Annotated in this window: 22 protein-coding genes and 5 pseudogenes; 14 read left to right on the top strand and 13 right to left on the bottom strand. The window is 68.3% G+C overall.

The features are described from left to right. Window positions 1–32: 32 nt before the first annotated feature. Window positions 33–515: a hypothetical protein gene (locus OG432_RS34805; RefSeq protein WP_328314939.1), complete on the bottom strand. Its 483-nt coding sequence runs from the start codon at window positions 513–515 to the stop codon at window positions 33–35. A gap of 774 nt (window positions 516–1,289) precedes the next feature. On the opposite strand from OG432_RS34805, the gene OG432_RS34800 reads away from it, so the two are divergent. Further along, window positions 1,290–2,003 (top strand): HAD family hydrolase, encoded by a 714-nt coding sequence (locus tag OG432_RS34800; RefSeq protein ID WP_328314938.1) that lies wholly within the window; start codon window positions 1,290–1,292, stop codon window positions 2,001–2,003. Here OG432_RS34800 and OG432_RS34795 read toward each other — a convergent pair. From OG432_RS34795 to OG432_RS34780, 4 genes are all read right to left on the bottom strand, one after another. After that, a complete protein-coding gene (locus OG432_RS34795) occupies window positions 1,979–2,533 on the bottom strand; it encodes an SAM-dependent methyltransferase (protein WP_328314937.1) in 555 nt (184 codons plus the stop codon). The genes OG432_RS34800 and OG432_RS34795 overlap by 25 nt on opposite strands. A 559-nt stretch (window positions 2,534–3,092) precedes the next feature. Continuing rightward, window positions 3,093–3,632 carry a hypothetical protein gene (locus OG432_RS34790; protein ID WP_328314936.1) on the bottom strand — a complete coding sequence of 180 codons (540 nt, stop codon included), beginning with the start codon at window positions 3,630–3,632 and terminating at the stop codon, window positions 3,093–3,095. A gap of 595 nt (window positions 3,633–4,227) precedes the next feature. Next, window positions 4,228–4,461 (bottom strand): hypothetical protein, encoded by a 234-nt coding sequence (locus OG432_RS34785; protein ID WP_328314935.1) that lies wholly within the window; start codon window positions 4,459–4,461, stop codon window positions 4,228–4,230. Window positions 4,462–4,505: 44 nt separating this feature from the next. Next, a complete protein-coding gene (locus tag OG432_RS34780) occupies window positions 4,506–5,234 on the bottom strand; it encodes a TetR/AcrR family transcriptional regulator (RefSeq protein WP_328314934.1) in 729 nt (242 codons plus the stop codon). A gap of 121 nt (window positions 5,235–5,355) precedes the next feature. Between OG432_RS34780 and OG432_RS34775 the strand changes: the two genes are divergently transcribed. Next, a complete protein-coding gene (locus OG432_RS34775; protein ID WP_328314933.1) occupies window positions 5,356–6,993 on the top strand; it encodes a CocE/NonD family hydrolase in 1,638 nt (545 codons plus the stop codon). A 20-nt stretch (window positions 6,994–7,013) separates the two neighbouring features. Here OG432_RS34775 and OG432_RS34770 read toward each other — a convergent pair. Both OG432_RS34770 and OG432_RS34765 read right to left on the bottom strand, forming a co-directional pair. Then, window positions 7,014–7,810 (bottom strand): annotated as a pseudogene (locus OG432_RS34770) (IS5 family transposase). Window positions 7,811–8,068: 258 nt separating this feature from the next. Continuing rightward, complete coding sequence (locus tag OG432_RS34765; RefSeq protein ID WP_328314932.1) at window positions 8,069–8,422, bottom strand: hypothetical protein; 354 nt, start codon at window positions 8,420–8,422, stop codon at window positions 8,069–8,071. Between the two features lie 804 nt (window positions 8,423–9,226). Here OG432_RS34765 and OG432_RS34760 point away from each other — a divergent pair. Further along, the gene (locus OG432_RS34760; RefSeq protein WP_328314931.1) at window positions 9,227–11,815 is read left to right on the top strand and encodes a terpene synthase family protein; all 2,589 of its coding nucleotides are present in this window, start codon (window positions 9,227–9,229) and stop codon (window positions 11,813–11,815) included. Window positions 11,816–11,904: 89 nt separating this feature from the next. On the opposite strand, the gene OG432_RS34755 is transcribed toward OG432_RS34760, so the two are convergent. The 3 genes from OG432_RS34755 to OG432_RS34745 all read right to left on the bottom strand — a co-directional run bounded on the left by OG432_RS34755 (window position 11,905) and on the right by OG432_RS34745 (window position 13,242). Continuing rightward, the gene (locus tag OG432_RS34755; RefSeq protein ID WP_328314930.1) at window positions 11,905–12,231 is read right to left on the bottom strand and encodes a hypothetical protein; all 327 of its coding nucleotides are present in this window, start codon (window positions 12,229–12,231) and stop codon (window positions 11,905–11,907) included. Between the two features lie 271 nt (window positions 12,232–12,502). After that, on the bottom strand, window positions 12,503–13,033 hold the full coding sequence (locus OG432_RS34750; protein ID WP_328314929.1) for a hypothetical protein: 531 nt from the start codon (window positions 13,031–13,033) through the stop codon (window positions 12,503–12,505). Between the two features lie 50 nt (window positions 13,034–13,083). Further along, a complete protein-coding gene (locus OG432_RS34745) occupies window positions 13,084–13,242 on the bottom strand; it encodes a hypothetical protein (RefSeq protein WP_328314928.1) in 159 nt (52 codons plus the stop codon). Between the two features lie 242 nt (window positions 13,243–13,484). On the opposite strand from OG432_RS34745, the gene OG432_RS34740 reads away from it, so the two are divergent. The 9 genes and pseudogenes from OG432_RS34740 (at window position 13,485) to OG432_RS34700 (ending at window position 20,826) form a co-directional block, all read left to right on the top strand. Beyond that, window positions 13,485–13,697 carry a hypothetical protein gene (locus OG432_RS34740; RefSeq protein ID WP_328314927.1) on the top strand — a complete coding sequence of 71 codons (213 nt, stop codon included), beginning with the start codon at window positions 13,485–13,487 and terminating at the stop codon, window positions 13,695–13,697. Continuing rightward, window positions 13,694–13,897: a hypothetical protein gene (locus OG432_RS34735; protein WP_328314926.1), complete on the top strand. Its 204-nt coding sequence runs from the start codon at window positions 13,694–13,696 to the stop codon at window positions 13,895–13,897. Before OG432_RS34740 ends, OG432_RS34735 begins: the two co-directional genes overlap by 4 nt. A 342-nt stretch (window positions 13,898–14,239) precedes the next feature. Next, a pseudogene (locus tag OG432_RS34730) lies at window positions 14,240–15,061 on the top strand (IS5 family transposase). Between the two features lie 59 nt (window positions 15,062–15,120). After that, on the top strand, window positions 15,121–15,495 hold the full coding sequence (locus OG432_RS34725) for a hypothetical protein (RefSeq protein WP_328314925.1): 375 nt from the start codon (window positions 15,121–15,123) through the stop codon (window positions 15,493–15,495). Between the two features lie 1,057 nt (window positions 15,496–16,552). Next, window positions 16,553–17,776, top strand: coding sequence for an MFS transporter (locus tag OG432_RS34720; RefSeq protein WP_328314924.1), 1,224 nt, complete (start codon window positions 16,553–16,555; stop codon window positions 17,774–17,776). Between the two features lie 330 nt (window positions 17,777–18,106). Further along, window positions 18,107–18,487: a hypothetical protein gene (locus OG432_RS34715; protein WP_328314923.1), complete on the top strand. Its 381-nt coding sequence runs from the start codon at window positions 18,107–18,109 to the stop codon at window positions 18,485–18,487. Window positions 18,488–18,610: 123 nt separating this feature from the next. Continuing rightward, window positions 18,611–18,784, top strand: a complete 174-nt coding sequence (locus OG432_RS34710) for a hypothetical protein (RefSeq protein WP_328314922.1) — start codon at window positions 18,611–18,613, stop codon at window positions 18,782–18,784. A gap of 102 nt (window positions 18,785–18,886) precedes the next feature. Further along, window positions 18,887–19,322 (top strand): annotated as a pseudogene (locus OG432_RS34705) (IS982 family transposase); the annotation flags it as partial. Window positions 19,323–19,722: 400 nt separating this feature from the next. After that, window positions 19,723–20,826: a phage tail sheath family protein gene (locus OG432_RS34700; RefSeq protein ID WP_328314921.1), complete on the top strand. Its 1,104-nt coding sequence runs from the start codon at window positions 19,723–19,725 to the stop codon at window positions 20,824–20,826. 448 nt (window positions 20,827–21,274) lie between these two features. Here the strand turns inward: OG432_RS34700 and OG432_RS34695 are convergent, their stop codons facing one another. Then, window positions 21,275–21,511 carry a hypothetical protein gene (locus OG432_RS34695; protein ID WP_328314920.1) on the bottom strand — a complete coding sequence of 79 codons (237 nt, stop codon included), beginning with the start codon at window positions 21,509–21,511 and terminating at the stop codon, window positions 21,275–21,277. 519 nt (window positions 21,512–22,030) lie between these two features. Between OG432_RS34695 and OG432_RS34690 the strand changes: the two are divergent. After that, a pseudogene (locus tag OG432_RS34690) lies at window positions 22,031–22,713 on the top strand (HAD family hydrolase). A gap of 7 nt (window positions 22,714–22,720) precedes the next feature. Continuing rightward, window positions 22,721–23,379: pseudogene (locus tag OG432_RS34685) on the top strand (transposase); the annotation flags it as partial. A 196-nt stretch (window positions 23,380–23,575) separates the two neighbouring features. Here the strand turns inward: OG432_RS34685 and tpg are convergent. Further along, a complete protein-coding gene (gene tpg / locus OG432_RS34680; protein ID WP_328314919.1) occupies window positions 23,576–24,133 on the bottom strand; it encodes a telomere-protecting terminal protein Tpg in 558 nt (185 codons plus the stop codon). Window positions 24,134–24,142: 9 nt separating this feature from the next. Further along, entirely contained in the window at window positions 24,143–26,605 is a 2,463-nt protein-coding gene (gene tap / locus OG432_RS34675; RefSeq protein ID WP_328314918.1) for a telomere-associated protein Tap, read from the bottom strand. Window positions 26,606–26,789: the final 184 nt, after the last annotated feature.

Here is a 26,789-nt window from a genome sequence, read left to right as displayed (position 1 = left end):
CCTTCCCCTTCGAGCGAAATGCGTCAGGGGGTTCAGCGTCGCGAGGGCCTGACGCGACTGGTCGGCATGGCTTCGTACTGCTCGGCTTCCTGCCGCTCGCGCCAGTCCCACTCCACACGGCCGGCCGGGCCTTTGCGGCGGGCCGCGGGCGGCTGGGGCGGGCGCAGCCTGGCCGTCTCCGCCACGCGCAGCAGGTGCCCGCGGTCACCTGGTGCGGCAAGCAGTTCCTGGTCCTCGTTGGAGACGAGCCGGGCGAAGCAGACGGCGGCCCGCAGGAAGACGCTGGCCCAGGGCGGTATGGGGTGGGCGGCGCAGCCGTCGGTGTAGCGGGCGCGGTCGTGCAGGGCGAGCGTGGCCGCGGCGGTGTCGTCGTCGCGGGGGCGTGCGGTGGCGAGTTGCTGGAGGGAGGCGCCGGTGAAAAGCGCGGCGGCGACGGCCGCGGCCAGGCGCGGATGTGCGGTCGCCGTGTGCAGGCGGTGGGCGATTCGCTGGGCGGTGGGCGCGGTGAGAGGCACGGGCGGTGGGCGGTGCCGCCAGGCGATCGGCGGTGGCGTGCACGGGTCACAGTCAGCGACGCGCCCGGTGCAGGCACCGGTCCAGTACTGGCCTATGACGTCCGGGCCGACTCTCCAGGATGTGCTCGCATGTCCGAGCTCCCGCCGCGAACTCGGCACCGGTACGTGCCGTCATCGCCCGGAAGAAAGCCCGACCATCCGGGGACTGACTGCTGGTCGTCCAGCGATACCCGGGACCGTCCAGGAGCGCCCTGTCGACGAGGCGTGTGCCGAGACCCTGCCGCTGTACTTCCGGAGAGAGCGAGATTTTCGAAATGACGCCCCGCTCACACTGATGACAGACCTTCCACACCAGCCGCGCATCGGAAATCCCATCACGGCCGTAGACGCGAACATCCTGAAAACCAGCAGGCCCCGTCGCGGCATTCAGCAGGAAGAACAACTCGGTCCTCGGACGACGAAGAAGCATCCACCGCCAACGAAACTCATCCAGCCCGTCAGGTGTCCTCACCGGAGCCCCCTCGCCAGTCCACTGCCGACTCCGAGTCTCGCGGGCATCCCTACAGTTGTCCTTCAAACCACAGGAACAGCCACCCCCACGACAGCCGACCCACCCAACACCAGCCGGAAAACAGCAGCCGCTTGGTCGCCTCATGACAGCGGGCCTGCCCGCAACTATCCCCCTGACCAGGCATCCAGCACCCCTGTCCCGCTGACACCCACCCAACGCCACCAACGCGCCCACTCACACCACCCTCATCTACCTCGCCGACCGTGTCGATCCCGGACGGGAAACCGACCTGCCCCGAGATCGCCGCCCGTGATCTACTGCCGATCATGCCGTTGCTGATGCTGGATCTCGACAACACCCTGGTCGACCGCGATGCCGCCTTCCGCGATGCCGTCGCCGCCTTCCTCACCGAGCATCGCCTGCCGGCCACCGATCTCACATGGGTGATGGCTCTCGACGCCAGCGGTTATACCGCCCGCCACGATGTCGCCGCGGCCATGACTGAGCGATATGGGGATGCGGTGCCCGCGACGGCCATCCGTGCCCTGCTCGACCATGGCGCTGCCGATCGTGTTGTGCTGACGAACGCCTCCCGCGAGGCCGTGGCCAAAGCCCAGGCCGACGGCTGGCCTTGCGTGATCGTCACCAACGGCCGCACTGCCCAGCAGGAAGCCAAGATCCGCCATGTCGGACTGGACCAGCTTGTTCAGGGCTGGGTGATCTCCGAGAAGGTCGGCTGCAAGAAGCCCGAACCGGAGATCTTCCATGCTGCCGCGGATGCCGTCGGAGTGCCTCTCACCGGCGCATGGATCATCGGCGATTCCCCGCACGCCGACATCGCCGGCGCGAACGCGCTCGGGCTCCGAAGCGCGTGGGTGTCGAACGGGCAGTCGTGGACCGAGACCTTCTTCCGGCCCACCCATGTCGCCGAGGATGTCGCCACCGCGATCAACTACGTCATCAGCGCGGCCAGGTAGGACACACGATCCGCTCCGCCGTCTCGGCAAGGCCGAACCTGTGAACCGCGCATCAGCTCGGAGGCCCACTCCGGCTGCCGCACGTCACCGAGCGGGCCGAACTCCTGGACCCACGGCTTGATGTCGAGCACAGGCGTCCCGGTCACCGCATCGAGCCCGGTGACGTGAACGTCCAAACCGTCCACCGCTACGAGCCGGCACCGCGACACTCCCAACCGGTTGGGGCGACGCCTGCTGCGCTGGGCAAAGATCCCTACCGTCGGCTCGTCCTCATGTCCCGGCACCCGGCGGGCACCCCGATCGATGTCTTCCTCCGGCACGCGGTCGAAGAAGAAGACGACTTCAAGGTGAGAAAACTGCCCGAGGCCGGACAACGAATCAGGACCGAACCGAGAACTGTCCAAACGAATCACCGCGACCTCACGGCCCCAGTCACGCTCGCGCAACTCATCTCGGCCGTCAACGACCGAGGCGATGGGCCATGACTCGACAACCGACACCGACAGTTCCGACCGACCCTGCTCAAGCACAGCGCCCCTTTGTTCCCCACGACAGGCGAAAGCACGAAGCCTGTCACATCAGCCGATCACCAGGCCCCGAAGCTCAACAACGGGGCCCCAGAGCAGACCCTCATCAGAGGGACGAATAGTCATACCGCGATGGGAGATGAGCTGTCCGCACACCTAGACCCGAGATGTCCGCTCACCCGGATGCCCCGCTGACCGCGCACACTGCCGAACGTCGCCTTGGTAGCTGCGGATTGTGGACGCTGCCAGGTGCTTCTCGCCCGTCAGCGAGGCTGACCACGCGTCCATGCGGCCCGGCAGCCACGACCACGGGTACTCGTTGGTGAATTCATGGAAGCGCCGGATCAGCCGTTCCCGCCCGGCGATCGTGCCTTCCTTCAAGCCCCGGGACATCTGCTGGGCCCGCCCGAGTGACGCGGCGCCTTACGGGACGATGCCGTCCAGGGCGCGGCGGTCGCCGGTGAGGGCGTAGCGGCGGGCCGCGAGAGCGGTGTCGACGTCTTCGCTCCACCGGCTCTGGCCAGTGCCCTTGCCGCCTACCGGACGGCCCGGTGAGCCCAGTTCAGGTTGGCGCGGTGCAGTTATCGACCGTGATGTCGACGTACTTGCCCGGCCTGTCAGAGTCGATGTCGCTGCCGGGTTCGTTGACATCGTGCTCGCGTCCCACGGCCAGCTGCCATATGTCGTTGGCGTACTTCGACTGGGCAGTGATCGAGTTGTCCTTGTGGTACCGGAGCGCACCCGGCGGCGCATCCGGGTTGTGCTGCCAGCCGTCTGCTTCCAGGTCGGCGTACGCCTTGACCAGCCGGAGCTTCATTCCCTCGTCGTAGATGACGCGCAGCCCAAGCGTGCACGTGGCCTCTGCCGTGTAGGTGGACATGCCGTCCGTGACGTCCAGCCCTACCGACATGAACTCCTGCTTTATCTCCCAGTTCATGTCCGCGCTGATCTTCAGCTGTTCCCTGTAACGAATCGCGCGCTCACGCGGGGTGAGGTCGTTGGCGGTGGACGGAGACCTGCGGGGCGGGTCAAAGACGCCGCTCACCCCCGCCACCAATGCCGCTATTGCGACAGTTGCCAAAGCCACCTTGGTCCCGCGCATGAATCCTCCCCCGAAGCCGTCAAAGGATCTTCGCACAGGTGACCGCCACGGACGCGCGGTCTCCTGACGACCTCGATGGCCGGCGCATCACCTACCCGGCCCGCAGTGACAGCAAAGCTCAAGGCTGGGGACCCGCCGGACCTCAGGGGCGGTCAAATTCTGCTCGCCGACTGTGCCTGAGCGCTCCAGGTGACGGGAATCCTCAACCGTGGCGCTCATCATGGCAAGCCCCTTGACCCGTGGCAACGACGGTGTAAACCCGAAGCTGCTCTCCCGGCGACGCTTCAGCCGGCGGGCGTGATGCCGCCCAAGGCGCCGTGCGGCCTCATGACCTGCGCGGGAACTCGCCATGTAGTGCGCTCAGCCGCCAACTCAAGCACTCACCCGCAAACGACGGCATCCACCGAGCGTAGCCAGATCCGACACGGTCCCACCCGGCGTTTCGCCACACCCACCCACAGGAGCGACAAGCCCCCCCACCCACCGAACGACACCAGCCTTCACCGGCAAAACGACACCCCGGCACCGGCATCACCTAAACCCAGCAGCAGTGAAAGCCTATGACGCACACCCAATGCACATCACACAACGCCCATCAGCCGGTGGCCGAACAGTTGCCGCTGACCACGAAAAGCGACAGGTGATCGGCGATCCCGGCGGGGAAGTCCAGTGCCCCGCCGTCTTCCAGCGCGTGGTGCGCGAACAGTCCCGGAGCATGTACGACACGGTCGCAGGACAGTCGGCTGAGCCATCGTCCGATGGCCGCATCCTCGGGCTCATCGGAGGCGTAGAGCCTTGTACCGTCCCGCCAGCGCTCGGCCACAGGCATCGGCATCGCACCTGTCACGGATAAACCTCACAATCCAGCGAATATCATGCTGTTACCGCTTCGCACGGCGCAGGCGCAACTCGACGGCTGCCCTCGACTCCTTCTCCGGCCCTGGTTGCGTCTGCACCGGCGGCGGGGACAAGGATGGCTGAGGTCAGGGTTTGTTTCATCCAGTTACGAAAGTCGACGACCTTGTATCCGAGACGGCGGACCAGAAGGTCGTAGGTGTCAGGACTCGCGACCACCCATGCCGTGTCGATCGCGGCTTCGCGAGTGAGGCCGTCGGCCAGTGCAGCTTCAGGGATCCCGTCAAGAATCCGGGCGAAAAGCCGGTGCCGAAGGAGCTGGAGTTCGTCCCAGTCGGCGGCGATCTCAGCGTCGACGGCTGAGGCCTCTCGGTATAGGCGCCATCCGGTCGCGGCACGTTCGGCGACTTCCACAAAGAGGTCGGCCAGACCTGTGAGTCGCTCCAGCGGTGGCCGTCCCGCAAATTGTGAGGCTGCGTCCTCCGGAGAGGAAGCTGACCCGGAGAGCGACTCCTCCATGTACCCGCGAAGAAGCTCGCGTTTACTTCCCCATGTCAAGTAGAGGGTCGGAACGGACACTCCGGCCGCGGCGGCAAGTCGGGTGACCGTCGTCTCTGCGTACCCGTGTGTCGCGAATTCGTCGGCGGCGGCCTCCAGCAGCCTGGCGCGGGTCTCACGCCGTAGGGCGTCCCCGACCTGCTTCTGGCGGCTCCGTCGCTTCGGTTCGCCAGCATCATCAACGTTCATGGCGGGAGTATCGCATGCTTTTTAGTGTCAATCTAGTGCACTAGAGCGCCACTAAAAACCGTGGTAGAACGGTGCCATGCCGAAGAGCACAGCTGATCGACCCTGGAAGCGCCCCGGTGCTGTGACCTACGCACGCCGCAGGATCGCGACGGCGTTGCACCCCCCGATCACCGTCTACCCGATGCCGTCGGACATCAGTAAGGAGGAGGACGTTCCGGTGCGGATGCGTGACGGGGTCACGCTGCGCCTGAATCTGTTCCGCACTGCCGGCGATGGCCCGTTCCCGGTCCTCCTGTCGGCGCACCCCTACGGCAAGGACCTGGTACCGAAGCGGAAGGGCCGGAAGTGGTCGCTGAACAAGCAGTTCCGGGTCATGAACCAGTCGGAGCCGCTGCGGATCTCGGACCAGACGAGCTGGGAGGCTCCCGACCCGGTGTGGTGGGCCCAGCAAGGCTATGCGGTCATCAACCTGGACACTCGCGGTGGCGGACACTCGGAGGGGCGCGGCGACCTGCTCTCCGATGAGGAGGCCGACGATATCGCTCAGGTGATCGCCTGGGCCGCAGCGCAGCCGTGGTCCACGGGTCGTGTCGGCATGCTTGGCGTGTCGTACCTCGCTCTGTCCCAGTACAAGGTCGCCGCGCTCAACCCGCCCGCCTTGAAGGCGATCTCACCGTGGGAGGGATTCACCGACGCCTACCGCGACCTCTTCACTCCCGGCGGTGTCGTCGAGAACGGCTTCGCCCGGGTCTGGCTCTTCCTCACCGGCCGAGTGGCCCGTCTGAAGACTGACATTGCGGCCGAGCGGCGCAAGCATCCCCTTCGAGATGCATGGTGGGAATCCCTTACTCCTCAGCTGTCGAAGATCACCGTCCCGATGCTGGTCTGCGCCAGCTTCTCCGACAGCAATCTGCACAGCGTGGGGTCGATGCGCGCCTTCCAGCACGTCGGCTCCACGGAGCGGCACGCGTACACACATCGCGGACCCAAGTGGGCCTCGTTTTACGGTGAAGAGGCTCGTCGGGCCCAGCTCGCGTTCTTCGACCGGCATCTGCGGGTACGGGACGTTCCCCCGCTTCCTCGCCTGCGCCTGGAGGTCAGGGACCGGCTTGATCACGTCGTCGAGGTACGAGATGAGCAGGAATGGCCGCTCGCACGCACCAACTGGCGCCAACTGCGGCTCAGCGAGGGTGGCGTCCTGAGCGACGTCGAGGGCGGCGCGGGCAGCGTCACGTTCGACCTGCGGCGCAACGCGGCCGTCTTCGACTACCGCTTCGACGAGGACACGGAGCTGAGCGGCCCGATGACGCTGCGCCTGCGAGTGGCCACCAACGGCGCCAAAGACCCGCGGCTGTTCGCTGGAATCGAGAAGTGGTCACACGACGCGCCGGTCCCGTTCGAGGGTTCTTACGGCTACGGGCGCGACCTGCTAGCGCAGGGCCGTCTCCGCCTCGCGCTCCGCGAACTCGACCCGGTGCTCAGCACCCCACACCAGCCCGAGCACACCTTCCGCACGCTCCAGCCGGTGCGGGACGACGAACAAGTCGAAGTGCTCATCCCGCTGAGCTCTTCGGCGACCCTCTTTCGCGCCGGTGACAAACTGCGACTCACGGTGGCCGGCCGGTACCAGCGGCCCCGTAACCCCTTCTTCGGTCATTTCCCCACCCGTTACCAACCGACCACCTCGGGTAAGGCCACTCTCTTCTGGGCACCCGGCCACCCCTCCACGCTCGAAATACCCGTGATCCCGAAGGGCTGACATCTTCCTAAGAAACCATCTCATTTGGCGAGCCTGCGGTGGCAGATCAAGGTGCAGGCGATGCTGGTGAGGGCGAGGAAGTGATCGGCTTTGCGCTCGTAGCGTCGGCGCAGTCATCGACAGCCGGCGAGCCAGGCCATGGTGCACTCCACGGTCCAGCGGTGGCGGCCCAGCCGTTGTGAGGACTCGACTCCCTTGCGGGCGATGCGGTGGGTGATGCCGCGTCCGCGTAACCATTTCCGCAAGTGGGCTTAGTCGTAGCCCTTGTCGGCGTGGAGCTTGCCGGGCTTACCGCGGCGCGAGCGGATCGGCGGGATGCCCTTCACGCACGGGATCATGGCTTGGCTGTCGTGCAGGTTGGCCCCGGAGATGCCGACGGATATGGGCAGACCCGACCGTTCCGTGATCAGTCGGATCTTCGACCCGTACTTGCCCCGGTCGACAGGATTCGGACCTGTCAGGTCCCCTGCTTCAAGGCCCGCATGTTCACCGAGCCGATCGCGCACCGCGACCAGTCCAGCTCACCGCGGGCACCGAGTTCGTCAAGGACCAGGCGGTGGAGCTTGGCCCACACCCTGACCTTCGACCACTCCGAGAACCGCCGGTGGGCAGTCGCTCCGGACGGGCCGAACGCCGCCGACGGAACCTGCTGCCAGGTACAACCCGAAGTAGCCACGACCACGATCGCAGCCAGCACTTCCCGGTCGCCGTGCCGACGCCGACCACCACTCTGCGGCCGCGACGGCGCCTCCGGCACGACTCGCTGGAACAACTCCCACAACTCGTCCGGCACCAGCCGCTCAACGATCCCCACCATGGCCAACACCCTACCGAGTCACCCAAATGAGATGACCTCATACTGGTGGTTCAGACGGTGCCGTGTGACTCCATCCGGAAGGTGAGTTCCGACTCCGCCTTGAGATGTCGACCGTGCGCCGGCCCCTTGATCCGCAGGGCAGCCCGCCAGTCTGGGCGTGTTCCTGGTCGCGGAGACGGTGGCCGGGCGTGTGTTGTCCGAGCCACCGTCTCCGCTGCCTGTCGTCCTGCTGCTGGGCGGTCGGGTAGTGGTGTGGGGTCAGCGCCGGTCGGTGCGGTCAACGGTGACCTGGACGCTTTGGGAGGGCTGGCTGACATTTCCGGCGCGGTCGGTGACGGTGTAGTACACGGGGATGGAGCCTGAACTTGTGCCCTCGATGGCCGACTCGGGCACAAGGATGGTGATCGGTTCGTCGCCCTCGCCGTGGGGAACGGTGTACGGGTCAGTGGCGCTGTTGCCGTCCCAGTAGAGCTGGACCTGGTCGCCGGCGTCGAAGGCGGCGTAAGCGGGGATGACAAGATTCACCCCGCCCGCTGCGTCGGTGGGGTCGAGGACGCCGCCGGGGGCTTCGTCGACGGTGGGGGCGGGCAGGGACGGGTTGGTGTCGCTCACAGAGATCGCTCCTTTTGATTGGGGTGGTGCGCCGGGGGCGCCCTCATGATCTTCCTGATTCGGGACGGCGCGTGGGGTGCGAACGGCACAGTTGCCACCTGGATACGGTGTTACGGCGAACGCCAAGCGGAGTCGGAACTCACCTTCCGGATGGAGTCACACGACACCGTCAAAGCCACCCTGCTCCTTTCGGGCGTTCCCGCGGGCCAGATGTGAAACGCAGGCCCGTTGTGCTCGTGTTGCGCGGTGGTGTTGCACCGGCTGTTGCAGCCAGAACGGGTGAAGTGACACCAGCTCAGCCCCCCTCGGTGCAACCCTCCCGGGGGCGGGTGCGGCCTCCAGCCGGTCCAGCCGCTCACAGAGGGCGCGCACGAGGCGGGCACGGTTCTGGACGCGGTGCACCGGTGCCCTCCAGCGGCGCGGACAGCCGGCCTTCCGCCTCGCGCGGGACGACGCCGGCGAGCGCCCGGCGCCCACTGCTGGCCGGTGGTCCGCCGGCGCTTCGTGATGCACGTGCGGCAGGAAACGTTCCCCGAGCCGTACCGAGAAGGATGATCAAGCCGGTCAGACGGCCAGCCGCCCGTTCACTTGATCGGGTGGCCTCGTACACCACATCACCCGTGATTCCGCGCGGGAGCGCAACCTGGGCAGATGACTCGCGTTTCCTCCCTCAGCCCCGTGCTTCTCCCCAGCTCCGGGAGTGTCGCCACGTGGGAAGTACCGGCGGCGCTCGGTGCCGCGGTCTGCCGGCTCCGTCGTCGGGTGGGGGCGGACGGGGGGCTGCACGAGCCGTGTCGCAGCAGGGTGCTGGAGTCGGCTCTGGTGCTGGCCCTGATGCGGCGCCTCACCGACTTCTCCGGCAGCCGGCAGCGGGTGACCGGGTACCTGGGCCGCCAGTGTGCGGTGTCCGATCCGCTGGACCGGTCCCTGGCCCGGGTGTCCAGTGGCATGGGTCCGGCTCCGCAGGGTGAGGACTTCCGCGAACTCGTCCTGGCCCAGGTGCCTTCGTACGTGGCCCCGCGTCGTCGGCTCGTCCTGGACGCGCTCGCCGTGGTGCTCGGCAGCCAGGTCCAACGCGGCGGCAGCATCCCGGGGGCGGCACGGCGGGCCGGGCTGCATTCCTGGGCCCGGGTCCAGACGGTGGCTGCCGAGGTGATCGTGACCGCCGCGCAGGGACGGACCGGGGAGATCAGGGGGGATGACATCGCTGTGCTGACGGCCGCCGCGCGCGAGGCCCGAGGCGGGGTGTGGGAGCAGCACGTGCTGGCGCATCTTCTGATGCTGCACGCGCTGGTGCGGGTTCCGGGGCATGACGGGCTGGTCCGTGAGGGGCTGCGCGGGCTGCTGCCGCTGCAACGGCCGGACGGCGGTTTCCCGTTCGTCAGCGACATCGACACCTGGGCCACGGCCACCGGTGGCCTGGCGCTGGCCGCCGCCGGCGCCCCGCTGCCGGTACTGCGCCGGGTTGCCGCCCACCTGGAAGGTGTTCAAAAACCGTGCGGCGGCTGGTCCATCACTTCTTGCACCGAACTGGCCGACACTGACGACACGTCCGTTGCCCTGGAGTTCCTGCAGCTGCTGGACCCCGGCCGCTCCACCGGTGCTGTGGAGGCGGGGCTGGAGCACCTGCGGCGGCTGCGCGGAACGGACGGCGGTTTTCCCACCTACGTGGCGGGCGGACCGTCCGAGGCATGCATGACGGCCGCCGTCATCAACGCCTTCATCCACCAGGGCACCCGGAATGCGCGGCTTCTTGACGACGCCCGCCGTTTTCTGGCCGCCGGCCAGGACGAGGACGGGTACTTCGAGCCGGGGTGGAGCAACAGCCGCCTGCACGTCCTCTACCGGGCACGGGCGGCTGCCGGAGTGGCCCCGGCCGGCCTGAGGATGGCCGCTCGTATCGAACAGGTCGTGAGGGCGACCCAGAACACCGACGGCGGCTGGGGACGTGAGCCCGGCTGGCCCAGCGACCCCATCAGCACCTCCTACGCGGTCCTCGCCCTCGACTGCTACCGCGACGCGCGAGCGGCCCAGAACGCTGTCGCCTACTTGCTGGAACGCCAGCGGGAGGACGGCGGATTCGACTCCCCGCCCGACATGGTCGGCCCCCGGCCCTTCACCTACCACGTCCCCCTGCTCACCGACATCTGCGTCCTGCGCGCCCTGGGACACCTCACCCACCCGGCCGGCACCGCGACGCCTTCCGTTGGGATCGGTGACCCCGGGGACCGAAGGGCGCAGCAGCCCGCACCGGCGGGGCACCGGTCCCCCGGACAAGCCCGCAGCGCACCGCGTGGGCCAGAACATCCCGCTCATCTGTACACCCGGCCCCGTGTCCGCCCGAACACGGTCACCGAACCTTTCCCCCAGACCGTGAGCCTTCCTGCGCTCGCCCACGCGTTGCCCCGCGCCCTGCACCCCGACAGCGAGCAGTTGCTGGCCGAAGCCGCCGCCTGGGCTCACGAACACCTGGGCTTCGCCTACGACGGCGATCACGACAAGATCGCCCACAACACCGACGGGGCTCTCCTGGTCGCCTTCAGCCTCCCTCATGTCTCCTACGACTTGACCCTGACCTGCTGCAAGCTCATGAGCTACCTCATCGGCATCGAGAACAGCCTGGTCGACCAAGGAGCCCTGGGCGGCAGCTCGTTCGCCACCCGCGGGGTCTTCTCCCGCACCATGGCCGACCTCCTCGGCTGGCAGGACGGCGCCACCCCGCTCACCGCCGAGTTCCGGCACCTCCGCCGTACGATGCCCCGCCCGGCCTGGGAGCGCCTGGTCGCCTACGTGGAGGATTTCGCATACGGGTTCACCAGGGAGCTGGAACAGTGGCGCGGATCGCCCTACACCGGCTACCAGGACTATCTGGGGCAGCGGCGCAGCAGCCTGGGAGTGCGCTGGCTGTTCGGCTTCGCCGAAGCCGCCCACCCCAGGCTCGGCATCTCCGGCGACATCTTCGAGGAGCCCGCGGTCGCCGCACTGCACGACACGGCCGTCGACGGGTACACCCTGATCAACGATCTCGTCTCCTACCGCCGCGAAGCAGCCATGGGCGACGACATGAACCTCGTGCACCACCTGAAAACCCACGACGGTCTGGGCACCGAGGCTGCCATGAACCGGCTGTGCTCCCTCATCGACGAAAACGAAGCCGCCTTCGTGCTCCTGCGTGACCAGATCCTCAGCCAGCATGCCGAGGCGGAACCACAACTGCGGTCCTACCTTGAGGAGGTCGGCCACATCATGACCTCCAACCTCTGGTGGGCCACCGTCAGCGACCGCTACGAACCCGGCGGCCTGGACTGGGACGGCACCGTCCCCGGAACCCTCACCCTCCACCACGACCACGCCGACTTCAGCCCCGCCCCGCACCCTTCCTTGAGCCTCTGAGGAAGCGACTCCTCCTCTGCCAGGAACCAGCAGGCCCGGAGGGAATCATCATGCACTTCGCCCAGGCCGCCCAGGCCGCCCAGGCCCCGTCACCGGGCTAGGACGGCACCCCGCCGGCGGCTTGCCCGGCTCAGCAGCGCAGGCGTGAAAACCAGCCGGTGGCCTTCTGCGTGCGGCGGGTCGTCGGCGAGCTTGGCCAGGTCCGGCTTCGGGCGCAGCAGTGCGATCACGGTCTCGTTCACGGCCATCGGGTGGGAGGCCCCGCTGGAGCCCGCGCCGCGCGCGGTGGAGCCCATCTCCGTTACCGGGCGGCGCAGTTCGTAGGAAGCGGCGTCAGGGCCCTTGGGCGTCAGGTTCCGCAAGCAGTCGCCGGTCCCGGTGGCACCGCCGTGCTCCGACAGGCCGTGCTTGCGCATGCCGGAGAGTGCGGCGGTGTGGGAGGCGGTGTTGCAGAGGAGGTTTTAGAGGCGGGGCCGGGTGTTGCAGTTGGCGGCGCCGGTGTCCCGTGACACCGAACCTGGACCTATTGCCACTGAAGTTGGACCACTGCATGGCTCGTGCCATCGAACCCTGACCGGCCTGGTCAGCCCGATTCCGGACCAGTCGACAGCTCCGGAGTCAAGGTTCGACGCAGTCCGTCAGGAACTCGTGCAAGCGCTCAGCACCGGGATGGCCATGGCGCACGGGCTATTCGTCCCAGTCGTCCTCTGGTTCGGATTCGCGTACGCACCAGAGGTCGAGGGTGTACTGCTCAGTCGTAGGGCACTGCCTCCACGCTGCTCCGATCTGTTCCGCGTCCCATTGCTCCTGGGCACCGCGCTGGATGCACGTGTTGTAGTAGGCAGCCGTGGCTTCTCGTCCGCTCCATGCCGCGTGTCCGTTGTAGACGCCGGGGCGGGGTAGGTCCATCACGCCTGCCGGCCCGAAGGTGATTTGGTTGACGACGAGTTGGCCTGTTTCTGATTCCAGAGAGACAGGAATCGTGCCCTCAACGTCTCCTGGGGGCCTCTGGGGGGTATCCCAGATCCTGATGGTGACCTGTACTTCGATGTCGGGTTGGCCGGCCTGCAGGTAAAGGTGATGGCCGTTCCCGGCGACCACCTGAGTCTTTGACCGCTGCAACGACTCATCGTCGCCGAGGTAGGCAGCCGAGTCATACACCTCCACGAGCCTGTAGCCCGGCCGGGCATTGGTGCTGTACTCGATGATGAGAGGCACAACGACTCCGTCACTGCTCAGGGAATGATCTTCACGTGGCCGCGTCTCTATCAAGGACGCGGTTCCAGATGAACATGGTGCTGCAGCAGGCTGCCCACCACTTCGGCTCCAGCGAGCGGAAAACTCCGGAGCTTGGGACGGTGCGGCCGATGGTGCGCGGCGAAGCCGAGTGCCATGCCGGCCATCAACCCAACCACCGCCATGCTCATGCTGAACTCCTCGGTCCCATGAGTCCGACCCGTCAGGCGGCCGGTGCCGTCGTAGCGGGCCAGGATGAGGAACTGAGGGGGTGAGGCTGCCGGTGACCGTGGGGGCGACACCGCGCGCGGCCGCGCGGCGCGAGCGGGGCCCGGAGCTGCCGTCGCTGGAGGCGGGGCTGGTGGAGGTGACACGGGTGCCCGCCAGTCCTACACCTCGCCAGCCCTCGAGAACCCGGGGCACGGAGCGAGGCGTGACTTCGCGGGAGGACACCCACCTGTTCTGCGGGGAAATCACCCGGACACTGATGGCGAACATCGAGCGCTGGGAGGAACACAGCGGGGACATCTTCGAGGAGTTGCGCAAGGCGATCGCGGGAGTGGCGGACGCATGCGCGAACACGGCGATGAGGACCATCGCGGGGGGCAAGAGCGACGAGGCGACGCTCGCGGCGGTGACCGCGTGACCGCGGCGGTCGCCGGGCTGATCAGCTGGCTGCTGAGCGTGTTCGTCAACGACGACGACCTGGTGGGCGAGCGCAGCCTTGACGTTCGACCGGGCCAGGGGCTGCAGGCCCTGGCCGGCCAGGAGACCGCATTCGACTTCACCGGCCGTGGGGAGGGCCACTACCTTCTCTGCACTCAGAGCAGTTTTGCGACCCGCTGAGCGGCCTCGTCCGGTGGCAGCTCGGCCGGCCAGGGGAGTTGCTCTGTGCCGCCCTTGACTGGGTTCTCATCACGATCGAGGGGGATGAGCCGCCAGTCCCGACCGTGCCGCCAGAACACGATCACCCCGTGAGGCCACGCAGGAAGGCTGCTGGTCCACCAGAAGGCCGTCCCAGCAGCTTCCTCATTGCACTCGTCGGGGCCGTGTCCGATTGAAGTGCACGCTGCGGCGAATGCGGCATCGGCGGTACGTCGGTCCTGCCAGAACGAAACCACCGGCCGATCTTATCGATGGCTTCAGCGAGTCCGAGATCTTGCGTCTGGCGATCTCGATCGGCAGGCTGTGCGGGCGTGTGCTGATCTTGTTCCGGATGCCTTGTGGGAGCGCGTCGCGCCGCTGCTGCCGCCCGTTTCCCGAGCATCGTCGTCGCTACCCCGGACGTCTGCGCGTTCCCGACAGGACAGCGCTCGCAGGAGTGCTGTACGTGCTGCGAACCGGCGTTGTTTGGCGCGACGTGCCAGCAGAGAGTGTGGGCTGCTCCGAAGTGACGGCCTGGCGGCGGTTGCGGGACTGGACCGAGGCAGGTGTGTGGCCTCGCGTGCACGAGGTGCTGCCGGCAGAGCTGCGATCGGCGGGTGTGCTGGAGATGGACGACTGCGCGATCGACGGCTCGCACGTCCGGGCGCTCAAAGGGGGGATCACACCGGACCTTCGCCGGTCGACCGAGGCCGGCCGGGCAGCAAGCACCACCTGATCGTCGACCGGCACGGAACCCCGCTCGCCGTCACGTTGACCGGCGGCCACCGACACGACGTCACCCAGCTCCTGCCGCTCCTCGATGCGATCCCGCCGATTAGGGGCCTGCGCGGACGCCCGCGTACACGGCCACGGCCACGCAGGCTATTCTCCGACCGGGGCTACGACTTCGACAAGTACCGCCGCCTGGCGTGGAAGCGTGGGATCAAGCCTCTCATCGCCCGACGCGGCGTCGCCCACGGCTCGGGCCTGGGCAAGACCCGCTGGGTGGTCGAGCGGACCTTCGCCTGGCTCCACCAGTTCAAGCGCCCGCGCATCCGCTACGAGATACGCGCCGACCTGCACCTCGGCTTGCTTCAACTCGCCTGCAGCATCATCTGCCTGAGACGACTCCGAACCTCATTCTGAAACGATCAGTAAGTCAAGCCGATGCCTGGGCACTGCTGGAGCTTGAGTAGGGTGCCCGCATGATCGTTCAGTGTTTCCAGATCATCAGCCCGACGAGCGGAGAAGTGGTGAGTGATCATCCAGGGATCCGGGTTGGCGCCGAGTATCCGGTCCTGGAAGTCATCACGACTGCCCGCCGGGTCCTCCTTCGGATCCCCGAGCGGCCCGACGTCCTGTTGGAGCGAGACACCCCTGGGCTGTGGGATGCCGCCATGTTCACCGTGGTCAGCAGTCGAATGCCGGACTGTTGGGTCGCAGGGCTGGAGGACGGCCAGGTGACGCTCGCGCCCGAGGAGTGGCAGCGACCAGGCTTCTGGGAGGACTACTTCGACGGCGAGCCGACTGCCAGCGCTGAATATGAGCGTCTTCGCGCGGAGGTCCTCTCCCAGGCGTGACCTCGGATTGGATCATCGCTGGCGTTCGCCGGTGGTTTTTCGTCACGTGCGCTGGGGCGGGTGGTCGGGATGCCGAGGACCACGGGTGACCGTTGTGCGAGTCGGGCGGCGCCCGGCATCTGTCCTCCACCGCCCGATCCGCACCACCGTGGTCCACTCCCCTCCCTGCACGCGCGTGGTGGAGTGCACCGTGTCCACTCATCCCCGGCGGCGGCCTCCCCCGGCGCGCCACCGGTTCGGCCAGCCACAGGGGTACTGCTGCCGGGCGGGGCGGCATCGGCGACGGGTAGAGCGCCGCGCGCAACCGGGCGGCGTCGGCGAGCTGCTCCAGGCGCTCGCGCTGCTCCGGCGAAAGGCGGGGCGTTTCGGGGCAGCCATGGGGGGCCTTCGTGCTTGAGGGGGCGGGTCCCTGGCACCCTTCCCGCTCCCGGGTGACTTCGGGAGTGGGCGGTCGGTCGCGTCCCGGCGCCTGGCGCGGTGACTTCGTCGTCCGTCCCGCCACGGGCCGCACGGCACTTCACGGCCGGCGGCCCTGGCCCTGGCCCTGGCCTTGACCGGGGTCGGGCTGCCGGTGCTGCTCGTGCTCTGACGGTGCTGGTCGACCGGACTGGCCGGGCCGGTGGCCGGGGCCTTCCGGTTCTCCATAGCGCGGCGGCGGGCGTCGGCGGCGCGGGTGAAGGCGGCGAGCCGGTCCAGGTTCTTGGGTGTGCGCAGCCACGTCGCCGGGTCGGTCGTGCGGCCCTCCAGGTACTCCGCGGGCATCCCGGCCTGCTGGTGGGCCTGGACAGCGGTGGCCCGCTGCGCCGGGGTCAGGGCGGCGTCCCGGCCCGGGGGGGTCGACGGTCTCGGTGGCACCGCCGTGCTCCGACAGGCCGTGCTTGCGCATGTCGGAGAGTGCGGCGGTGTGGAAGGCGGTGCGGGCCTGCTTCTGCTTCGCGAAAGCGCGACATCACCCGGGATGCCTGTTGTTGGTGTCGAGAATCTGCCAGAAGCTGGCTGCCGTCCCTGCTGGACTAGTGATCACACCCCACGTGATGCCCAACGCAGGACGGGATTGATGTCCACAGCAACCACCATCACCTCCGGCGAAGCCTCAGCAGCGCCGACTCTCCGTTCACCCCTGGTCTCCTGGCTGACCGTGATCTCGGTGATGATGGGGATCTTCGCGATCGTCACCACCGAAATCCTCCCCATCGGTCTGCTGACATCGATCGGATCCAGCTTCACCATCTCGGACGGAATGGCCGGGCTGATGATGACCATGCCCGGCTTCCTCGCCGCGGTCTCCGCGCCGGTGGTGACCGTGGCCACCGCGCGCATCGACCGGCGGGTGATGCTCGGCGCGTTCATCCTGCTCCTCGCGCTGGCCAACTTCCTGGCTGCGGCGGCGTCGAGCTACTGGATGATCCTGATCTCGCGAGTGATGGTCGGCATCACGATCGGCGGCTTCTGGTCCATCGGGGCTGGGCTCGCCGGCCGGCTTGTACCGGCGGAGCAGGTGGGCCGGGCCACCTCGGTGATCTTCTCGGCGGTGCCCCTCGGCTCGGTGCTCGGCGTCCCGCTCGGCACGTTCATCGCGGACATCGCGGGCTGGCGGACGACGTTCCTCGTCATGGGCGTCTTCACCATCGCGGTGTTCGTGATGCTGCTCCTGGTGGTGCCCGCGCTCCCAGCCGTGCAGGCGACCCGCCTGAACGTGCTCAGCGGCATGTTCCGCGGCATCAACACCCGGTTCGCCCTGGTGCTGACCTTCCTCATCGTCCTGGCCCACTTCGGCACCTACACCTACGTCACCCCCTTCCTGGAGCAGGTGACCCATGTGCGCTCCGGACTCATCACGGTCTACCTGCTCATCTACGGAGTCGCGGGCATCGTCGGCAACTTCCTCGGCGGGTCCGCTGTGACCCGGTACCCGCGGGCCACCTTCGCGGCGGCCGCGGCGATGATCGCCTCCGTGACCCTGCTGCTGCCGGTGCTCGGCCGGTGGGACCTGGGCGCGGTGGCCCTGCTGATCGTCTGGGGCATCGCCTACGGCGCCGTGCCGGTCTGCTCGCAGACGTGGTTCGCCAAGGCCAACCCCGACTCCCCCGAGGCCTCCTCCGTCGTGTTCACAGCGTCGTTCCAGGCCACCTTCTCCATCGGGGCACTGATGGGCGGGATCGTCATCGACCACTCCTCCCCCTCGACCGTCATGACGATCGGCGGCTGTGCCGCCGTCCTGATGGTGTTCGTGGCCTGGTTCCACCACGCCAGGAAGATCTCGTTCCCCGCGTCCCAGTAGGGCCCGGACCGCGCTCTCCCCCATGGCCCGCCGCGGTTGCCTCCCCTTCGGCGGCGGCGGGCCGACCCCCGACCGAACGGCGCATAGTCGCACCTGTCCGCAAAGCGCCCGGAATCCCGGTGCTCAGCGTCGGCCTGTCGACCTGGCCTGCCGTGGCCCGGACGACGAAGGCGTGTGTGTCGCTCCGCACGCCGCGATCGGCCACCGCCGCCTGTCGGTGATCGACCTCGAAGGCGGCCGTCAGCCGATGACCGCCGAGGAGGACGGACGCCTCCTCGCGGTCCTCACCTTCATGAGATCTGCAACTAACGGGAGCACAGGGCGGACCTCGTGTCGCGCGGGCACCGCCTTCGCACCAAGAGCGACACCGAGGTCGTGCTGCGGGGCTACCTGGAGTGGAGCGAGGACGTCGTCGACAAGCTCAACGGCATGTTCGACGCTTGTGGGGTTGCCGCTCCTACGGATACCGGGCCGGGCGGCTTGTGCGAGGTTCGCACTGCGGGCGATTGCCGGTATTACACCTGGCGACCGAGAACGTCGCTCCGGAAGGCCGCCGCATGTCTGACATCCGCAATGCCACCTGGTAAGCAATCAAGATCGTCCCGTACGAGGCGATCCTGCATGTACCAATTGGCTGGGAGGCGCTGCCTCCGGTCCCGGCGAACGGTCCGGAAATCCTTCGGGCCACCGGCGGGCCCGGACGAAACCTGATCGTCTTCAAGATGCCTGCCAGGGGAACTGCGATGGAGGTAGCCGAGGGGCCCAGAAGAGACTCGCCGCCCATGGCTTCGACGACTCGCACGCGCTGAGGCAGCGTTCGCAGGGCAGCTCGGGGTGACGCTGGACTTCGTCACCCGCAACAGCGAGGGAACAGTCACCTGCCGCATGCGGGAGTACTTCGCCGTACGCGGGAACGGCGCGTACGTGCTCGGTATGGGAAGCGCGACCTGGGAGGAGCACCTGCCACTCATCGAGCAGATCGCCGACCGATTCGAACTCGCCGAATGAACCGATTGCCCCAATTTCACACGCTATTCCCGGCCGTCAGCACCGTACCGTACTTCCAGGTTCCGGCCTCGCACCGCCCCGACGCCGGAGCCTGGAGGCCTGGTGAACGCCGGCCTGGACACCCTCGCGACCGCACTGGTCGTGAAAACCGACGACCTGCTCAAGGGCTCGCCTTGCCTGGGCCCGCGGCGGCCGACCGTGGGCATCGCGCCGCGACTGAGCGACGCCGAGCCGATCACGCTCGCGATGATGCAGGCCATGCTCGGCTCCACCTCCGAAGCGCGCTCGATCCGCCACGCCCACGCCCACCTACGGCACCTGTTCCCAGATCTCCCCAAACAGCCCGGCTGCAACAAGCGGCTGCGAAAAATCCGCTGGCCTGGTCCGGCAGGTCATACGCCTGTTGGCCGTCGACACCACCTTGTGGACCGATGACGTGTGGCTGGCCGACTCCACCCCGGTGGAATGCGGGTGCTCCCGCGAGACGGTCAAACGCACTGAGCTGGCCGGCTGGGCCGCATACGGTTACTGCGCCAGCCAGCCAAATTCGGTGGCCCACGCTCAAGGTTTGATGTCACACGACAACATCGGCCGATTCGCTGAATCTGGACCACATCAGCTGAGATTTTCAACTCCTCCTCATCTCAATGCATCTGGTCGCCGCTGGTCACAAGGATGGTCAGGGGCCACATCATTTGCGACGGGTCATGATCCGTCGCAACGACCTTTGGCGAGTCTCGTCGAAGTTCGACGGAGTGCCGGGTGCCTCACTGGAGTTTGACCGCCAGGGTGCGGCGGAGGCGTTGGGCTGGCGCCGTCGTTCGGGTGCATTACCTGAAGTGCGGTGTGGCGTTGGTCAGAACACGCGAACAGCTACGGGTACTCCGGTCCCGCTGGATGATCATCCGCGTTGCACACCTACAGTGGAGGAGAGTCCCATGGCAGGTTCGTCGAGCTTCCCGGGCGTCTACGTCGCGGAGACGTACAGCCTCAGCATGTCCGTCCAGCCGGGGCAGAGCGCGGTGACGGCGTTCGTCGGCGACTTCGCCGGGGTGCCCGCGGGCGGGGTCCGGGTGAACAGCTGGCTGGACTTCCGCACACTGGCCGACGCGGATGGCGGCGCGGACGTCGGCAAGGTGCTGGGGCCGGTTCTCAAGAGCTACTTCCAGAACGGCGGGGGGTACTGCTACCTGGTCAGCACCGCCGGATCCTCCCTCGCCGAGGCTCTGGAGGCGGTGACGGCATTGGGGGGCGTGACGATCGTGGTCGCCCCCGGACTGTGGGACCAGGGCGCCCAGAGCGCCGGGGAGTGGGCCCGCGCGCTCACCGGCTGGGCCGCGCAGAACCAAGCGATGGCCATCCTGCACACCGACCGCGACCACACCCCTGAGCAGGCCGGCACGGCCGTCGAGGCATGGGGCCTGGACCAGGAGGTGTTGGGCTACGCGGCGGTGTACTCCCCCTGGCTCAAGCAGAGCGGCGACGACGAGCCGATCGCACCCAGCGGCGCCGTCGCGGGTGCCTGGACCGCCGTCGACCGCGAGCGCGGAGTATGGAAGGCTCCCGCCAACATCGCCCTGCGCGGCATCGACGGCCCGCTCCACCCGGCCAGTGACACGGACCAGGGCGCCCACCTCAACCTCAACTTCATCCGCACCTTTTCCGGCCGGGGCACGCTGATCTGGGGCGCCCGGACCCTCGCCGACACCGACTGGCGCTACATCCCGATCCGCCGACTGTTCACCATGGTCGAGCGCGACATTCAGAGGGCACTGAGCGTCACGGTGTTCGAGCCGAACGCCCAGCGCACGTGGGAGTCGGTGCGTTCCGCCATCGACAACTACCTGGACAGCTTGTGGCGGCAGGGCGCCCTGATGGGTAGCAGTACGCAGGAGGCGTACTTCGTCCGGGTCGGCAGGGGCGTCACGATGACGGAGCATGACATCGCCGCGGGCCGGCTGGTTGTCCAGGTCGGCCTCGCCGCCTTGCGGCCCGCCGAGTTCATCACCCTGGAGTTCACCCAGCAGACGCTCCAGGGCTGACCGGCTACCACCGGGGCCCCGGGGCCGCCAAGCAAGCGCACGGTGGCGACCCCGGGGCACGTCCAGCAACTGCTCCGCTCATCCAACGAGCGCCTCGTCAAAGTTCGCTGAGACGCCGTCAAACCTCAGTGAGACGGATCACCGGCCGTCGCTCACGCCCGGAGTCCTTCGGCGCGGGTGAGGAACGCGGCGAGCGCGCCGGCGGCTTCGGGCTCGGTGGTGGCGAGCCGGGCCCGCGAACGCAAGCTGGTCCATGTCTTCGCCGGGGACCAGGCGGGCGAGTTCGGCGAGCAGCGCGGCGTGCGCGAGGACTGGCGGGGCCAGAAGGCCGGCGGCTTCCTCGTGGGCGGTGCGGTCGCGGTAGTGCCCAAGGTGCGCGGCCAGGGCGTGGGCGAGCCAGGGGTCGACGTCGGCCTGGACGTACCCGCCGACTCGCCGGGTGAGCTCGTCACCGACGGCTTCGTCGCCGGCGGGGCTCGGTCTGTTCCAGCGTGCCGAGCTCGCGCAGCGCCTGGAGCTCGTCGGCGCGGGCCGCGATCCGCATCGCTTCGCGCAGCTCGGCTCCCCGGGCGGCGGCTGCCGCGGCGCCGATGGCGAGCTCGGCCTGAACGACGGTGTCGACGTCCGGGGCGTAGACGGTGCCCGCGGGCGCGGCGGCGAGCAGTTGGGGTCGATGCGTTCCCACTCCGCGAGCTCCGCCGGGCCGCAGGCGTCGTCGGCCAGGCCCTCATGCCGGGACGCCTGCCGGGCATCGAACCGGGCGACCTCAAGAGCCGCCGCGACGGCACCGGCGTCCATCCCCTTCGCCCGGCACCGTACGACGCGGCGGCCGATCCAGGCAGGGTCGACCGGCTCACGGGGCGCGGCAACGCGCGGGGCGAGCGGTCGACGGGTGCCGCCGGGCGGCCACATCCTGGTCATCCTCAGCCTCGTATTCGTGCTGCGGATTCGGGAGCGGGCAGCCGCCAGTGCCCTGTACGCCGACCCGCAGATCTGAGCCGAAGCACCGTAGTTGTCACCCACGGAGAGGGATGAGATGGCGATTCGGATCAGTCGAAGCAGTCTTGTCGTCATCAACACGGCATTCGGCTTGTCACATGCGCTCATGTGAACGGAGTACGCAAGGACGGAGCGAGGACGGCACCTCCTAAGGGCTGTCCCGCAAACTGCCTGTTCGGGGGCCTGATGGCATGATCGGGGCGTGATGGGTGAATCTGCTCGGCCCGGAGCCAAGAAGTATGTCCTGTTTGATGTCGATGGCACGTTGATCGATGCCGTGGACAACCAGCGCCGCGTTTGGCGCGTGTGGGCGGAGCGATACGGGCTGGATCCCGATGAGGTCTACCAAGTGGCGCTGAGGACGAGGCCGATGGAGACCTTCGCGCAGATCTTTCCAGACCGGGACCCACGGGAGTGCCTGGCCGCGCTGCACGAGCTGGAGGACGAGGATGTGCGGTCCGGCGTGTATACGGCCTTCTCCGGTGCCTCCGAGGTGCTGGGCGCTTTGCCCTCCGGGGCGTGGGCGTTGGTGACCCCGAATTACGAGCACCGGGTGCGCGGACGCTTCGCCCGGACCGGCTTGCCGGTGCGGATGTCATCGTGGATGCCGCCTCCGTCGAGGAAGGCAAGCCCTCACCCGTCCCGTATCTCCTGGCTGCCAAGCGGCTCGGTGCCGAGCCGGAGGACTGTCTGGTGATCGAGGACGCCCCTTCCGGGGTGCAGTCCGGGTTGCGTGCCGGCATGACGGTGTGGGGGGTCAACGCTTCCGTTGCCGTCGACGGCGTGCACCGTCACTTCGGGAGCCTGCGCGCAGCGGTCGTCGACATTCTCGCCTTCGCATCCGGAACCCACCCTCACCAGCAGGAGGGCTCAACACCAGCGAAATGATCTTGCTATGACTGGCGTGATCACGGCGTCGGAGTCGTCTTGGACAGCCCCATTCACCGGGCTGAGCCCACGCCAGTTCGCGAAGCTGCTGACGGTGTTGCGCCGCGCCGGTGTCGATACGGTCCACCAGGGTCGGCCGTGGGGCCTTTCGCTGGGGACCGGACGCTGTTGGTCACGGCGTACTGGGGCACGAACTTGACGATGCGCCAGCTTCCCCCGCTTTTCGGCATTTCGAAGTCCGCGGTCGACCTCATCATCGATCACCTCGGGCCGCTGCTGGCACTGCAACCTCGGCACCGCTTCGCGAAGGACGCCGTACTCATCGTGGACGGCACTTTGGTTCCGATCCGCGACCACGAGGTCGCCGAGCAGTCGAAAAACCACCGGTACTCCACCAACCACCAGGTCGTCATCGACGCCGACACCCGCCTGGTCCTCGTGGTCGGACAGCCACTGTCGGGCAACCGCAACGACTGCAAGGCATGGGGCGAGTCCGGCGCGAAGGCCGCCGTCGGCCACACCATGACGATCGCCGACGCCGGTTACCCCGGAACCGGACTCGTGATGCCGCACCGTCGCCGGGCCGGCGAGGAACTGACCGAGTGGAAACAGGAGCACAACCGCTCGCACAAACAGGTTCGGGCTCGCGTCGAGCATGCCTTCGCGCCAGGCCCGTCCCACAGCTTCTGCGAGGCTCGCTTCGGTCACTCTTCACCAGGGCATCCGCAGCGAAGGTACCCGCGCCTGTGGGCACTTCGGCCGAGCAGACCACCGCAAGGACGTAGCCGATCCGACGGCGGATTCCGGGCGGGCCCCGGGGCCGTGGTGGTCCGGCGGGTGCGGCATGGTCGCGGCGCGGTGGCTACAGGCCGAACTCGAGGTGTTCGATGTCGGTGAAACGGATCTCTTCGAGGCTGCCGGCGCGGTGGCCGTTGTCTTGGAAGTAGATCTCTTTGAGGGCTTCGGCGGTGATCTCCTGGAGGCGCTGGTCGGTGGCGCCCTGTTCCTGGGCGGCGAAGAGGCGGGCGGCGTGGTGGGGTGGCAGGGCGACGGTCAGGTGCCGGATGCGGTCCTGGTCGGTGGAGCCGATCGGTGCGGTGTAGCCCATGCGGGCGCGGGTGTCGATGACGATGCCGCTGGTGGTGGCCGCGTTCTGGCGGGCCCTGGCCCGGATCTGGGGCTGCCACCGTTTGTTCACCTCACGCTCCAGGCGGGCGGCGAGGTCGGGGCGGGGCTTTTTGATCTGGTCCTTGACGTAGCGTTCGACGGTGCGCTGGGAGACACGCAGCAATTGGGCGACGGCTCTCGTGCCGCCCAGCTTTTTGACCAGGTATCGGATCTGCGGGCCGGCGTTCTTGGGTGCGGGGCGGGTGAATGCCTGCTGCACTGCCTGGTCGAGGCCGTCCCCGAACATACTCATTGTCTTGTCCTACTCGCCGTTGTCGGTGTCGGTGATGGTGCCGTCCTTGATGTAGCGGGCGAGGTTGAGTTCGGGGGCGTTGAATCGCTCGCGGACCTCTTCGCCCCACAGGACGGACTGGGTGCCCTCCGGCTTGACCAGGCCGGGGTTGATGCCGAGTTTGAAGCCGCCGGGCAGCGGCTTGCCGTCGTGGTGGGGCAGGAAGTCCAGCGGGCTCGGCCCGTTCGAGGCGTAGACGACGCAGTCGGAGAGGACCGCGATGGGGTACTGCCCGGTGAATGCCGCGTGTTTGACGATTTTGCGGTGCAGGTTGATGCGGGTGCGGGAGATGACGGCGGCGCGGATGTCGGGACGCCAGGTGGGCCGGGCGAGGGCGCGCCACGGCTCGCCGGGCCGCCAGCCTTCGCCTCGGGGGCGTTCGCGGAGTTTGCCCAGGCCGCCCTTGACGGTGGCTTTGACGGCGGAGACGACGATCGCCAGTTCCCGGTCGCGGGTCTGGTGGCCGTCGATGGCTGTCAGGAAGTCCTGCGGCGGCAGGTCGGCGTCGATGCCGAGGTCGGACATCGTGGCGAGGTAGGCGTCGCGCAGCCGCTGGTACCAACTGTCCAGGTAGCGGCCGTTCTCGTGGCGCACGTATGCCTCGATCGGTGTGACGTCGTAGCCGAGTTCCACCGCGTAGGCGACGGTCGGTGTCGCGTACCAGGCCGGACCCTCGGGCCGGTCGCCCTTCGGGGTGAACGGGGAGGGCAGCAGGCTGCCGTCCAGTTCCACCCATTGTTTGCCGGCCTTCACATGGGACAGGTCGACATGGGACAGGTCCACGAGCCACGAGCCGGGCAGTTTCGGGTCGAAGACCGGGGTCTTGAGGTATGTGGGCGCACCGAGGCCGACGGTCAGGCCGTTCGCGCCGGCCGCGAAGGCCATGTTCACGTCGATACCGACCAGATGACGCAGGGTGCATTCGGCGTCGGTCATCGGCCGGGCCCAGTCGTAGGCCTCCTCGAACAGCTTTTCCTGCGGGCCGCGCAGGTGGAAGCGGGGCAGGTCCTTGAGGAGAGGGTGGCCGTCGGGGGCCTCGCACGGGGCGCAGTCCACCGGATCCTTGCCCAGCGAGCCGGGGTTGTGCTCGGGATGGCGCTTGCCGTCGGCGTCCGGTGCGGAGGCCCGGGTCGGGGGGTGCAGCGCGGTCATCAGCTCCAGGCCGGTCACAGCCGTCGAGCCGCGTGGCGTCATCACCCGCGACGCGTACACGCCCAGGACGCGGGCGAGTTCGGCCGGCGGGAGCTGTCCGGCGTGGGCCCAGTGGCGGGTGTCGAGCGCGTTCCAGGACGGGATGCACAATTGCACGCAGGCCCGCTCCGGACCGGTCGCGGGGCGGTAGATCCGTGCCCACGGCCCGAACCCCCGTTTCGTCAGCTTCCATTGCGCGCGGGCCAGCTGCTTGACGACGTTGTGGTCCTCCGGGAGCCGTCCGGCGAGCCGCTCGTCCTGCGTGAGCGCGACGGGCAGGCCGTAGCGCTCCAGCGCGGTCTGGGTAAGCACGAGCAGCGGGTCGGCGTCCTTGCCGGGCCCGGCGAGTTTCGGGGCCCCGAGTCTGGCTTCCTTGAGCGTCCAGTCCACCAGGGACGGGATCGACGTCGCGGGTACGTCCAGGACCAGTCCGCGGGCGCAGTATGCCGACACCGTGCCGTGGGTGTCGACGTCGATGACGGCCAGCGGGCCGTTCTCGAACCGCGGATCGGGGCCGCTCGCCGGGGCGGGCGCCGAAATCGTCGCCGAAGTCGTTGCCGAAGTCTTTGCCAGGGTGGTTGCCGGGGCGGTTTTCCGCGCGCCGGAGCGACGCGACGACGACGTCGACGGCCCGGTGCTGGGACGACGCGACGACGACGGCAGCGGCCCGCTGGCCGGCGCCGGACGGGACGCGGCAGCCGGAGCTGGGGCCTCGGGCATGGCGGCCGGAGCTGCAGCCGCGGGCAGGGAGGCCGGAGCCGGGACGGGGGCGCCGGGGGTAGGGGTGGCGGCCGGGGCCGGGACGGGCCCCGGGGTGTGGGCCGGGGCCGGGACCGGAGTGGGCGCCGGGGCCGGGGGGTGCCCGGTTGCCGTGACCGCCGCAGCCTCGATCGCCGGGTCTGCGGGCCCAGGCTGCGCCTGGACAGCGCAGGCAGGGGCTGGGGCGCCCGCCACCGTGCGCGAAACGAGCGTGCCCTCAACGGGCGCCGCAGCGTTGGAGCCGGCGGGGTACAGCTCCGCGAGCTTCGCGAGCAGTCGCGCATACGCCTCGCGTTCCGGCGGCCGTGGCTCGGTCCTGCCGGCCTCCCAGCCACTGACCGTCGCCCGCCGAACATCCAGAGCCGAAGCCACTTCGTCCAGTGTCAGGCCATGCGCCTGGCGCAGCCTCTTGCGCTCCGCCGGGAGCGGCAACGCAGACCGGGACGCAACCAGCGCATCGATTCGATCGAACAACTCGGACATGGAACACCTCCCGAGCGCACCCTAGCCCCCGAACCGTACACAGACCGCACTTTAGACGTACGTGCCGCGTACGTCGTGCATGCCAAGCAGACACCAAAGCGAAAGACCACACACGGCGCCACCACGCCACCACACTCCTGCCCCGCGCCACCGGGGCGGCCATGAAGCGGTGGAGGTGCAGCGG

Origin of the sequence: Streptomyces sp. NBC_00442 (assembly GCF_036014195.1) — a bacterium.
Lineage (GTDB): Bacteria > Actinomycetota > Actinomycetes > Streptomycetales > Streptomycetaceae > Streptomyces.
This window is presented reverse-complemented; position numbering and strand designations above follow the sequence as displayed.